An 11,911-nucleotide genomic window follows, 5' to 3' on the forward strand; every position below is an offset into this window, starting at 1 on the left:
TCGGGCGTTCAGAAATCCAGATCCGCGTAGTGGGCGGCCGGCGCCATCCCGGCCACACGGTCGGCGAGCAGGGCGCGGAACGAGGGCCGCGACTTGACCCGAGCGTACCAGTTCCGCGCCATCTCGTCCTCGTCCCAGGGCACGTCGCCCAGGTAGTCGACGCAGGAGAGATGGGCGGCCGCCGCGAGATCGGCATAGGTCAGGTTGTCGCCGGCGAGCCAGCGCCGCCGCGCGATGAGGTAGCCGATGTACTTGAGGTGGTAGCGCACGTTGGAGCGCGCCGCGCGGATCGCGTTCATGTCGGGAGGGCCGCCGCCCTCGTTGGCCGACATGAAGCGCTTCGAGATCTTCTCGTTGACGAGGTAGGCGGTCACCTCGGACTCGAACTTGACCAGGAACCAGTCGAGCAGGCGCCGCACCTCGACGCGCTCGACCGTGTCCTCCGGCAGCATCCGCCGCCCCGAGAGCCCGAGGCCGCGGGTCTCGTCGAGGTACTCGGCGATCACGCCGGCACCGGGCACGACGAGGCCGTTCTGCTCCAGCAGCACGGGCGTGACGCCCGCCGGGTTGATCAGCAGGAAGTCGTCGCGCCGTTCCCACGGCCGTTCTTCGAACAGCGTCGGTTCCATGCCCATCTCGGCGAGCACGAGACGGATGAATCGGGAATTCGCGCAGAAGGGGAAATGGTAGAGGGTTGCCATCGAGGCCGTGCGGGACGTTCGGTCTGCCAGCGCGGCCGGTCCCGCGCTCGTCGTGGGTCCTGATGCGCGGGTCTTCGGCGCGCAGGACTTCGGACCGAGCGTTATTGCCCGACCGTTGCCGAGCCCTTAACACGCGCGGCCCGACCCGGTAACTGCCCGTCAACCCTGATCGGCGAAGCCTCGGGTACAACCATTTCGCGTGGCAGGCGGTGGCCCGACGGGGGCCTCCGCGCCCGCGGCACAAGGCGTCGCGATGGATCCGGCAAGCATCGGCAAGGCAGTGCTGCTCGCCCTGGTGGAGGGGGCGACCGAGTTCATCCCGGTCTCCTCCACCGGCCACCAGCTGCTGGTGGGGCACTTCATCGGCTTCCACTCGCCCAACAACACCTTCGAGGTGCTGATCCAGCTCGGCGCGATCCTGGCGATCCTGCTGGTGTATTTCCGTCGCCTCCTGGGGATCGCCACCGCGGTCCCGTCCGACCCGAAGGCGCGCCGCTTCGTGCTCGGCATCCTGGTGGCGTTCCTGCCGGCGGCGATCATCGGCGGCCTCTTCTCGAAGCTGATCAAGGCCTACCTGTTCAACCCGTGGATCGTCTGCGCGACCCTCGTGGCCGGCGGCCTCGTGCTCCTCGTCATCGACGACACCGACCTCGAGGTGAAGAAGACCGACGTCTACGATTTCTCGCTGCCGATGGACCTGAAGATCGGCATCTTCCAGTGCCTGGCGATGATCCCCGGCGTCTCGCGCTCGGGCGCCACGATCGTGGGCGCGATGCTGATGGGCGCCGACAAGCGCTCGGCCACCGAGTTCTCGTTCTACCTCGCGATGCCGACCATGGCGGGCGCCTTCGCCAAGGACCTGCTCGACAATTACAAGTACCTTTCGAGCAACGATGTCGGCCTGATCGTGATCGGCTTCATCGTGTCGTTCGTCTCGGCGCTGTTCGTGGTGCGGGTTCTCCTCGACTACGTCTCCCGCCACGGCTTCTGGCTGTTCGCGTGGTGGCGGATCATCGTCGGCGCCCTCGGCTTCGCAGGCCTGATAATCCTCGGCTGACGCGGAGGGCGTCGCGCTCCGTGCGGTCGTTCCGGGCTCGCCGTCGGGGCCCCGGAACGCCGATCCGGATCGGCGGGCGCCCCTCGCCTCGCCTCCGCCGCGTCACTCAAAAATCGGTGATCCCCGGGTTGAGCTTTCCTAAACCATCGGGCGATTGCCAGCGGCGGAGCGGCGTGCGAGGCAAACGCATGAAAGCGGCGCAGAAGACGCCGCGCCCTGGGACGTACCGATGGAAGACAGACCGCACGCCGACCTCTTCGAGCCAGCAGACCGGGCCCGCTGGCTCGGCCTCGTCGAAGGCGTCCTGAAGGGGGCCGATTTCGAGAAGCGGCTGGTGTCGCGCACGGCCGACGGCCTGCGGATCGAACCCCTCTACGGACCGGCCGAGCCGGCGGCGCAGCCGGTGCGCGAGCCCGGACCCTGGCGGATCGCCCAGCGTGTCGACCATCCCGACCTCGGAGCCGCCAACACGCAGGCGCTCACCGACCTCGAGGGCGGGGCCGATGCCCTCGTGCTCGCCTTCGCGGGCGCACCGGGCGCCCGCGGCTACGGTCTGACAGCGGCGAGCGTCGAGGAGCTGGACGCAGCGCTGAAGGGCGTGATGCTGCCGCTGATCGCCCTGCGGATCGACGCCGGCGGCCGCGGCCTGGAGGTGGCCCGGCTGGTCAAGGCGCTGGCGGAGCGCCGCGGCGAGGATCTCTCGACCTACGACGTCGATCTGGGGCTCGATCCCGTCGGCGTCCTGGCGGCCACCGGCAGTCTCGGAGCCGTCTGGAAGGACATCGCCCCGCGCCTTGCCGAGACCGTGGCCGAGCTGGAGGCCGCGGGTTTCCGCGGCCGTGCCTTCCTGGCCGACGGCCGGCCCTACCACGAGGGCGGCGCCGGCGAGGCGGCCGAACTCGGCGCGGTGCTCGCCACCGCCGTCGCCTACCTGCGCGTCCTGGAGGCGGCCGGCCACGACCTGGCGAGCGCCCGCGACCGCATCGCCGTGCTGCTTGCGGCCGATGCCGACGAGTTCGTCACCGTCGCGAAGTTCCGCGCCATGCGGCGACTCTGGGCGCGGGTCGAGCAGGCCTGCGGCCTCGATCCGCAGCCGCTGCGGCTCCACGCCGAGACCGCGTGGCGGATGATGACCAAGCGCGACCCGTTCGTGAACATCCTCCGCGCCGGCATGGCGGCGGCCTCGGCCGGCATGGGGGGCGCCGACAGCGTCGTGATCCTGCCCTACACGCAGGCCCTTGGCCTGCCCGACGCCTTCGCCCGGCGCGTGGCGCGCAACAGCCAGATCGTGCTCATCGAGGAATCGCATCTCGCGCGCGTCAGCGACCCCGCGGCCGGCGCCGGCGGCTTCGAGGCCCTGACGGCCGAGCTCGCCGAGGCGGGCTGGGCGGCCTTCCAGGCGATCGAGGCCGAGGGCGGCATCGTCGCCTCGCTCAGCGTCGGCAAGCTCCAGCGGCGGATCGAGCTGACCCGCGAGGCCCGCGCGAAGGCGGTGGCGACCCGTCGCGAACCGCTCACGGGTGCGAGCGAGTTCCCGAATCTCCCCGAGAAGTCGGTGACGGTTCTCGACGTGGCGCCCGCCGCGGCGGGGCGCGGCTCCAATTTCGGCGCGGGCTCGGCGGTCGCCTGCGACGCGCTGCCGTCCCAGCGCCTCGCGGAGCCCTACGAGGCCCTGCGGGACGCCTCGGACGCCTTCCTCGCCAAGACCGGGCGCAGACCGGTCGTGTTCCTGGCCAACCTCGGCCCGGTGGCGGCCTTCAACGCCCGCGCGACCTTCGCGGCCAACGCCTTCGCGGCCGGCGGGCTCGAGTCCCTGTCGAACGAGGGCTTCCCCGACGCCGAGGCGGCGGCGGCGGCGTTCCGGGAGTCCGGCGCCAGCCTCGCCTGCATCTGCTCCACGGACGGGATCTACGCCGAGCGCGCGGTCGCGACGGCGAAGGCGCTCACCGAGGCCGGCGCCGGACCGGTCTACCTCGCCGGTAAGCCCACGGACCTGGCCGAGCCCCTGAAGCAGGCGGGCGTGGCCGCCTTCCTGCATGTCGGCTGCGACCTGCTCGCCCTCCTCAACGCGGCGCTCCGCGCGGCCATGCGGACACCCGCGCCGCAGACGCCGCGCTGACGGGGCGCCGGTCCCTCCGAAGCCCTCGCCCCGGATCCGCATGACGCCCCGCCTCGCCGTCGCCCTGCTCCTCGTCGGCACGCTTCCCGCCGCGGCCGCCCCGCGCCCGGCCGCCCAGCCCGACCGGTTCGACGGCACGTGGAGCGTCGAGATCATCACCGAGACGGGGACCTGCGACCGCGCCTATCGCTACCCGGTGCGGATCGAGCGCGGGCGGGCGCGCTTCGTCGGGACGGCCTTCACGGTCGAGGGCGGCGTCGCCCGGAACGGCGCGATCCGCGGCACGATCTCCAACGGTGCCGCCACCGCCGACGTGCGGGGACGACTGGGCTCGGACGGGTTCGGGGCCGGAACCTGGGTCGCGTCCGGAGCCCTCATCTGCCGGGGACACTGGAACGCGGAGCGGCGCGGCTGAGCCCGGTCGTGGCCGTCGCGAAACGGTCCGGATCTCGCCCAGAATCGGGCACCCGGACCGGGCCGACAGCCCCGATCCCGACGCAATCATGAGCGAGAGCTGAACACGGTTCGGACACCCGACGAGGCCGCCCGTATGAAGACTTCGATCCTCGCCACCTTCGCCGTCCTCGCGCTCGTCTCGGCTGCCGAGGCGCGGCCTCACCGGCACCCGGTCGCCCCGAAGGTGAACGCGGCCGAGGCCGAGAAGGTGCTGGCGCCGCTGCGGCAGGCCGCCACCGCGTGCTTCGCCGACACGGTGCTGTCGAACCCGAAGGCCACCGCCGAGGCGCGCGCCGGCCGCTGGTACGAGGCCGTCGGCATCACGGGCTTCCTGTGCCGCCCGGAGGTCGCCGCGATGATCCAGGCCCACGACAGCCTGTATGGCGCGAAGACCGGCGAGCGCTACTTCAAGGGCGCCTACGTCAAGCATCTGGACCAGCAGCTCGCCGAGCGCCTCCAGCCGATGTTCGCCCGCAAGGCCGTCGCCAGCGCCGAGCCGCCGGTCGAGAAGGCCTCGGCCGAGGATCCGGCCGAGAACAACTGAGCGGGAACTGACCGGGGCCGCGGCGTCTTCCCCGACCCGGAGGCGGCGATGCCCTACGAACTCCACTACTGGCCGATGATCCAGGGGCGCGGCGAGTTCGTCCGCCTCGCCCTCGAGGACGCCGGCGCCGACTACGTCGACGTTTCCCGCCAGGACGACGAGTCCGGCGGCATCGGGCCGATGCTCGATCGCCTGTCCGATCCGGCCGATCCGCGGCCGCCCCTGGCCCCGCCCTTCCTGCGCGACGGCGACGTCGTCGTCGGGCAGAGCGCCGCGATCCTGCTCTACCTCGGGCCGCGCCTCGGCCTCGTCGGCGTGGCGGAGCCCGACCGGATCTGGACCCACCAGCTCCAGCTCACCGTCGCGGACGCGGTCGACGAGGCGCACGACACGCACCATCCCGTCGGCGTCGGCCTGTATTACGCGGATCAGAAGCCCGAGGCGCTGCGCCGGGCGGCCGAGTTCCGCGGCGAGCGCATCCCCAAATATCTCGGCTACTTCGAGCGCGTGCTGGCGGCCAACGGCGGCCGCCGCCTCGTCGGCGCGGACCTCTGCTACGCCGACCTGTCTCTGTTCCAGCTCGTCGACGGCCTGCTCTACGCTTTCCCCAAGGCGACCGCCGCGGCCCTCAGGAGGACCCCGCAGGTGGCGCGGCTCCACGAGACCGTGGCGCAGCGCCCGCGACTCGCCGCCTACCTCGCCAGCGCGCGCCGGATCCCGTTCAACGAGGACGGCATCTTCCGCCGCTATCCCGAGCTGGATCCCTGAGGCGCGCGCCGGGACTCACCGGCGCGGGCCCGCGACTAGGATCGCCGCGAGCACCAGGGCGACGAGCCCGAGCACCAGCGACAGCAGGCGCCAGAACAGCAGCGGGTCGCGCTCCAGCAGCGCTGCCCGCCGGCCATCCGTGAAGGCCGGGTTCGGGTGGCGCAGGTCGTGGACGAAGGCCGACAGCGCCGCGTAGCGCCGCTCCGGATCGGGATGGACGGCCCTGCGCAGCGCCCCGTCGACCCAGACGGGCAGCATCGGGCGCACGGTCAGCGCCGAGGCGTAGCGCAGCCGTCGCTGCGCCGCGCGCGTCCGCGCACGGGGCACCGCGTCGCCGTAGGGCAGCCGCCCCGTCAGCATCTGGTAGGTCATCACGCCGACCGCGAAGACGTCGGACTGGGCGGTCCCCGGGGCGCCGAGGAAGCATTCGGGCGCCGTGTACTGCACCGTGCCGAGGATCTCCGTCGGGTCGATCCCCGGGTCGCCCTCGACGACGCCGGCGACCTGTGTCGCCCCGAAATCGATGATCTGGACGGTCCCCGCCGCGTCGATCAGGACGTTGTCGGGCCGCAGGTCCTGGTGGACCATCTCCCGCCGGTGGAAGGCCTGCACGCCCCGGGCGAGCTGCTCGACCAGCCCCCGCACCGCCTCCAGTTCGGGCGCCTCGTGGTCGCGCATCCACTGGGTCAGCGTCTGGCCCTCGACGTAGCGCATCACCGTGTAGAGGTGGCTGCGCTGGCCGGCCCGGGGATGGGCCTTGAGCACGTGGGGATTGTCGATCCGCCGCGCGATCCACTCCTCCATGACGAAGCGCTTCCGCTGCGCCGGGTCGTCCCGCAGATCGAGGGACAGCACCTTCAGGGCGACCTGGGCACCGGTCCCAGCCTCCACAGCCAGATAGACGCGGCTGCGGGGACCGGAATGCAGGATCCGCAGCAGCCGGAATCCGTCGAGCTCCGCGGGCGGGTCGAGGAGCGGCGCCGGGTCCAGCCCCTCGGCCTCGCCGAGGAGGTCGGCCGGCTCGCCCGCCGGCACCGCCTCGACCCGCACGATCTGGATCGTCAGGTTGTCCGGGCTTCCGGCCGCCAGGGCCATCTCCACGATCGCCCGCGCGGCCGCGTCCAGGGTCTCGGCCGCCGCGATCGCCGCGACCACGTCGCGGGGCCGGACATGCTCGTGCACGCCGTCGGTCGTCAGCACGAAGGTGTCGCCCGCCGCGATGCCGACGGCGTGGTAGTCGATCTCCGGGCGGGCCTGCGCCCCGAGGGCCCGGCCGAGGTAGGATTCCGCCGCGGAGACCACCACGCGGTGGTCCTCGGTGAGCTGCTCGAGGGACTTGCCGGAGACGCGCCAGATCCGGGCATCGCCGACGTGGAAGAGGTGGGCCACGCGCGATTTCAGCACGAGGGCGTCGAAGGTCGTGACGTGGCCCCGGTCGAGGTCGTTCGGGTCGGCGCCGCGCCGGGTCTCGGCGAAGAGCCAGGAGTTGGTCGCCGCGATCACGCGCTGCGCCGAGGTCTTCACCGACCACGTGTCGGGCGTGGCGTAGTAGTCGCTGAGGAAGCTCTTGACCGCGGTCTCGCTCGCCGCGGCCCCGGCGGCGCTGCTGCTGATCCCGTCGGCGAGCGCCACCGCGATGCCCTTCAGGCCCAGGGCCGGCTGAACCGGGACCAGGGTGCCGTTGAAATCCTGGTTGGCCGCCTTCCGGCCGGCGCTGCTGTGCTGGCCGATCGCCACCGTCAGGTCGGTCGGGCCGTCCGGACCGGCGCTCACGCGGCGGCCGCCGCGCCGTCGCCGCGGCCCCGGTACGACAGCGCCTCCGCGAGGTGCACCCGGCGGACCTGCGCGTCACCGTCGAGATCGGCGAGGGTCCGGGCGACACGCAAAGTCCTGTGGAAGCCGCGGGCGGAGAGGCGCATGCTCTCGGCCGCCTGGCGGATCAGCGCCGTCCCGTCGGCGTCGGGGCTCGCGACGTCCGAGATCAGCGTGCCCGGACAGGTCGCGTTGGTGGTGGAATCCGGCAGGCCGCGCGCGGCGTAGCGCGCGCCCTGGAGCGCGCGGGCCGCCGACACCCGCGCGGCCGCCTCGCCGGAACCCTCGGCGGGCGCCGGCAGGATCAGGTCGGCGGCCGTCACCGCTGGCACCTCGACGCGCAGGTCGATGCGGTCGAGCATCGGGCCGGAGATCCGCGCCTGGTACTGCGCCATGCAGCGCGCGTTCGGCCCGCGCCGGCAGGCGTAGCCCGGTTCGAGCCCCTGGCCGCAGCGGCACGGGTTCATCGCCGCGACCAGCTGGAAGCGCGCCGGATAGGTGACCCGGTGGTTGGCCCGGGCGATCATCACCGCCCCGGATTCCATCGGCTGGCGCAGGCTGTCGAGCACCTGCGGGGCGAATTCGGGCAGCTCGTCCAGGAACAGCACCCCGCCGTGGGCGAGGGAGACCTCCCCGGGCCGCGCACCGAGACCGCCGCCCACCAGGGCCGCCATCGAGGCGGAATGGTGCGGCTGCCGGAACGGCCGGCGGTTGGAGAGGGCGCCGTCCTTCAGCGCGCCCGCCACCGACTGGATCATGGAGATGTCGAGCAGCTCGCGCGGCGTGAGCGGCGGCAGGATCGACGGCAGGCGGGCCGCGAGCATGGATTTGCCCGAGCCCGGCGGACCGTTCATCAACAGGTTGTGGCCGCCGGCCGCCGCGATCTCTAGGGCGCGCTTGGCACCCTCCTGCCCGCGGATGTCGGCGAGGTCCGGCAGCGGCCCGGTCGGCGCGGCGACGGCGGGCTCCGGCCGCTCCATGACCTGGCTGCCCTTGAAGTGGTTGGCGAGCTGGATCAGCGAGCGCGGCGCGAGCACGTCGAGATCGCCCCCGGCCCAGGCCGCCTCCGGTCCGGTGGCGGCCGGGCAGATGAGCCCGAGCCCCCGGGCACCGGCCGCCATCGCGGCCGGCAGCACGCCGCTCACCGCCGTGATGCTGCCGTCGAGGGCGAGCTCGCCCAGCACGCAGTAGCCGGCCAGCGCGTCGGCCGGAATCGCGCCGATCGCCGCCATGACGCCGAGCGCGATCGGCAGGTCGAAATGGGAGCCTTCCTTGGGAAGATCCGCCGGGGCGAGATTCACCGTGATGCGCTTGGCCGGCAGCGCCAGCCCGGAGGCGATCAGCGCGCCGCGGACCCGCTCGCGCGACTCCGCGACCGCCTTGTCGGGCAGACCGACCACGGTGAACACCACCGAGCCCGGGACGATCTGGACCTGCACGTCCACCGCCCGCGCCTCGATGCCCTCGAAGGCCACGGTGGCGACGCGGGTGACCATCGATGCCAAGTCCTCGCCGCCGCGCTCCGGTACGGCCAAGATGTGCGGCAGATCCGGGAGCGGCTCAAGGGGATCGCCGCCGTGGAACTCCGCTGCCGCAAGCCTGTTCACAGCCGGAAACAGAGGCCGGACCGGAGACAGCCATGCGCCTGACCACGCCCCTTCTCGCCCTGACCTTGATCGCCGGCACCGGCCTCGCCGCCCAGGCCGACGAGAAACTTCCGCCCGACCAGCAGGCCAAGGTCGAAGCCGTGCTCAAGCAGGAGGGCTTCACCAAGTGGAAGGAGATCGAGCTCGACGACGGCATGATCGAGGTCGACGACGCGATCGACGCGAGCGGCAAGCAGTTCGACCTGAAGCTCGATCCGAAGACCCTGGCGATCGTCAAGCGCAAGGCCGAGTAGGCGGCGCAGAGGCAGCGCTTGCGTTCGGAGCGAGGCCCGGCCATATAGCCGGCGGGGGGTTGGCGAGGGACGTTTCACTCGCCAACCGGGTCAGGTCCGGAAGGAAGCAGCCCTAACGAGACCGAGCGGGTCTTCGTCCAGCCTCCCACCTCATTCCACGGCGCGCGGCAGCCAGACCCAGACACGGCATGGACGCTACGACCGGCACGCCTGACGACGAGCCGGGCCTGCCCGGGTTTCCAGCGCCCCCCACCGCGGCGACGCCCTACCGGGTGCTCGCGCGCAAGTATCGCCCCACCAATTTCGGTGACCTGATCGGCCAGGACGCGATGGTGCGAACCCTGGCCAACGGGTTCGCGGCCAACCGCATTCCCCAGGCCTGGATGCTCACCGGCGTCCGCGGGGTCGGCAAGACCACGACGGCGCGCATCCTGGCCCGCGGCCTCAACTACGCCCGCGCCGGCCAGGCGGATACCGGCCCGACCGTGTCGATGCCGGAGCTCGGCCTCCACTGCGCGGCGATCATGGAATCCCGGCACATGGACGTGCTGGAGATGGATGCCGCCTCGCATACCGGCATCGACGACGTCCGGGCGATCATCGACGGCATCCGCTACGGGCCGGTCTCGGCGCGCTACAAGGTCTACATCGTCGACGAGGTCCACATGCTCTCCGAGAAGGCGTTCAACGCCTTCCTGAAGACGCTCGAGGAGCCGCCGCCGCACGCGAAGTTCGTGTTCGCCACCACGGAGATCCGCAAGGTCCCGGTCACGATCCTGTCCCGCTGCCAGCGATTCGACCTGCGCCGGGTCGAGGCGCCGACCCTGCACGCCCATCTCGCGAAGGTCTGCGCGGCCGAGGGCGTCACCGTCGAGGACGAGGCTCTCGGCGCGATCGTGCGAGCCGCGGAAGGGTCCGTGCGCGACGCGCTCTCGCTGCTCGACCAGGCGATCGCCCACGGCGCCGGCACGATCACCGCGCAGAGCGTGCGCGACATGCTGGGCCTCGCCGACCGCGCCCGGATCCTCGACCTGTTCGAGGCGGTGATGCGCGGATCCGTGCCGGCGGCCTTCGCCGAGCTGCGGGCGCAGTACGATTCCGGCGCGGACCCGTCGGTGGTGCTCTCCGACCTCGCGGCCTTCACGCATCTCGTCACCCGGCTCAAGGTGGTGCCGGAGACGGCTGCCGACCCGACCCTCAGCGAGACCGAGCGCGTCCGGGGCGCCGCGTTCGCCGACAAGCTCTCGATCCGCGCCCTGTCGCGGGCGTGGCAGATCCTGCTCAAGGCGATTCCCGAGGTCCAGGCCGCGCCCCGGCCGCTCGCGGCGGCCGAGATGGCGATCGTGCGCCTCGCCTACGCGGCCGACCTGCCGACACCCGACGAGGCCCTGCGCCAGCTCAGGGCCGAGGCGGCCGCCGCGCCCGCGGACGAGGCCCCCGCCGTGTCGGGCCGGCCGCCCTTGCCGCCGATCCCCGACCTGCGCGGCGGCGGTTCCGCGGCGCTCGCCGCCGCACCCCGGACGGCCGTGGCGGCGGCCGCCCCGGTCGCGGCGCCCGTGACGGCGCCCGTCGCCGTGAGCGCGCCCGCGGGTGCCCCCGTGAGCGCGCCCATCGGTGCGCCCGCTCCGAGACCGGCGGCCTCGGCACCGCCGACGCCGCGCCTCGGGCGGTTCGAGGACCTGATCGCGCTGGCCGACGCCAACCGGGACATCCTGCTGCGGACCGCGCTGGAGCGCGACGTCCATCTGGTGCGCTTCGAGGAGGGCCGGATCGAGTTCCGCCTCGCCTCCGGCGGCCGGTCGAGCCTCGCCAACGACATCGCCGCCGCCATCGAGCGCTGGACCGGGCGGCGCTGGGTGGTGGCCCTGTCGAAGGACGAGGGCGCCCCGACCCTCGACGCGGCCGCCCGGGCCGCCACGGAGACCCGCCGGGAGAACGCCGCCGCCGACCCCTTCGTGCGCGAGGTGCTGACGCGCTTCCCCGGGGCCGAGATCGTCGACGTGCGCGAGACCGCGCCCGAGGCCCTGCCCTCCGCCGAGCAGGAGATCCTCGGGGACGGCGATGCCGCGCGGGTCGGCGAGGTCGAGGACGACGACGCCTGACGCGCGCGCGGCGCAGGGTGGCGCCGCGACGGCGCCATACCCAGATCAGACGAGGAAACGGAAAGAGAGCCGCATGCGCGACCTGATGGGCATCATGAAGCAGGCTCAGGCCATGCAGGAGAAGATGGCCAACCTGCAGTCCGAGATGGACGAGATCGAGGTCAGCGGCGCCTCCGGCGGCGGCTCCGTCCGGGTCACCATGACCGCCAAGGGTCAGATGAAGGGCGTCAGCATCGACCCGTCCCTGATGGTGGCGGACGAGCGCGAGATCCTGGAGGACCTGATCGTGGCGGCCTGCAACGACGCCCGCGGCAAGGCCGAGGCGACCATGCAGGAGCGCATGGCCGAGCTGACCAAGGGCCTGCCCCTGCCTCCGGGCATGAAGCTGCCGTTCTAGGGAGCGCGGAAGCGGACTGGTCCCCAGACCGCGAGGGCGCCGTTGTCCCGGGGCT

11 protein-coding genes and 1 other RNA gene are annotated in these 11,911 nt (G+C 72.7%); 9 read left to right on the forward strand and 3 right to left on the reverse strand.

Annotated elements, in window-relative coordinates; all coding sequences use genetic code 11:
- Positions 1-8: 8 nt before the first annotated feature.
- Entirely contained in the window at positions 9-701 is a 693-nt protein-coding gene (locus tag LOK46_RS16910) for a glutathione S-transferase family protein (RefSeq protein ID WP_273559004.1), read from the reverse strand.
- Between the two features lie 253 nt (positions 702-954).
- On the opposite strand from LOK46_RS16910, the gene LOK46_RS16915 reads away from it, so the two are divergent.
- The 5 genes from LOK46_RS16915 to LOK46_RS16935 all read left to right on the forward strand — a co-directional run bounded on the left by LOK46_RS16915 (position 955) and on the right by LOK46_RS16935 (position 5,645).
- The gene (locus tag LOK46_RS16915) at positions 955-1,758 is read left to right on the forward strand and encodes an undecaprenyl-diphosphate phosphatase (protein WP_273559005.1); all 804 of its coding nucleotides are present in this window, start codon (positions 955-957) and stop codon (positions 1,756-1,758) included.
- Positions 1,759-1,987: 229 nt separating this feature from the next.
- Positions 1,988-3,877, forward strand: coding sequence for a methylmalonyl-CoA mutase subunit beta (locus tag LOK46_RS16920; protein WP_273559007.1), 1,890 nt, complete (start codon positions 1,988-1,990; stop codon positions 3,875-3,877).
- 40 nt (positions 3,878-3,917) lie between these two features.
- Complete coding sequence (locus tag LOK46_RS16925; RefSeq protein ID WP_273559009.1) at positions 3,918-4,292, forward strand: hypothetical protein; 375 nt, start codon at positions 3,918-3,920, stop codon at positions 4,290-4,292.
- Between the two features lie 135 nt (positions 4,293-4,427).
- Positions 4,428-4,877, forward strand: coding sequence for a hypothetical protein (locus tag LOK46_RS16930; RefSeq protein ID WP_273559011.1), 450 nt, complete (start codon positions 4,428-4,430; stop codon positions 4,875-4,877).
- Positions 4,878-4,925: 48 nt separating this feature from the next.
- Complete coding sequence (locus LOK46_RS16935) at positions 4,926-5,645, forward strand: glutathione S-transferase (protein ID WP_273559013.1); 720 nt, start codon at positions 4,926-4,928, stop codon at positions 5,643-5,645.
- Positions 5,646-5,660: 15 nt separating this feature from the next.
- Here the strand turns inward: LOK46_RS16935 and LOK46_RS16940 are convergent, their stop codons facing one another.
- Together LOK46_RS16940 and LOK46_RS16945 are read right to left on the reverse strand one after the other, a co-directional pair.
- A complete protein-coding gene (locus LOK46_RS16940) occupies positions 5,661-7,418 on the reverse strand; it encodes a bifunctional protein-serine/threonine kinase/phosphatase (protein WP_273559015.1) in 1,758 nt (585 codons plus the stop codon).
- The gene (locus LOK46_RS16945; RefSeq protein WP_273564615.1) at positions 7,415-8,953 is read right to left on the reverse strand and encodes a YifB family Mg chelatase-like AAA ATPase; all 1,539 of its coding nucleotides are present in this window, start codon (positions 8,951-8,953) and stop codon (positions 7,415-7,417) included. The genes LOK46_RS16940 and LOK46_RS16945 overlap by 4 nt, the downstream gene beginning before the upstream one ends.
- A gap of 143 nt (positions 8,954-9,096) precedes the next feature.
- Between LOK46_RS16945 and LOK46_RS16950 the strand changes: the two genes are divergently transcribed.
- From LOK46_RS16950 to LOK46_RS16965, 4 genes are all read left to right on the forward strand, one after another.
- On the forward strand, positions 9,097-9,357 hold the full coding sequence (locus LOK46_RS16950) for a PepSY domain-containing protein (RefSeq protein WP_273559017.1): 261 nt from the start codon (positions 9,097-9,099) through the stop codon (positions 9,355-9,357).
- A 52-nt stretch (positions 9,358-9,409) separates the two neighbouring features.
- An RNA gene (gene ffs, locus LOK46_RS16955) (signal recognition particle sRNA small type) lies at positions 9,410-9,508 on the forward strand.
- A 37-nt stretch (positions 9,509-9,545) separates the two neighbouring features.
- A complete protein-coding gene (locus LOK46_RS16960; protein ID WP_273559019.1) occupies positions 9,546-11,459 on the forward strand; it encodes a DNA polymerase III subunit gamma/tau in 1,914 nt (637 codons plus the stop codon).
- Positions 11,460-11,532: 73 nt separating this feature from the next.
- Positions 11,533-11,856 carry a YbaB/EbfC family nucleoid-associated protein gene (locus tag LOK46_RS16965; protein WP_012320090.1) on the forward strand — a complete coding sequence of 108 codons (324 nt, stop codon included), beginning with the start codon at positions 11,533-11,535 and terminating at the stop codon, positions 11,854-11,856.
- Positions 11,857-11,911: the final 55 nt, after the last annotated feature.

The organism is Methylobacterium sp. NMS14P, from assembly GCF_028583545.1.
In the GTDB taxonomy this organism is placed as follows: Bacteria; Pseudomonadota; Alphaproteobacteria; order Rhizobiales; family Beijerinckiaceae; genus Methylobacterium.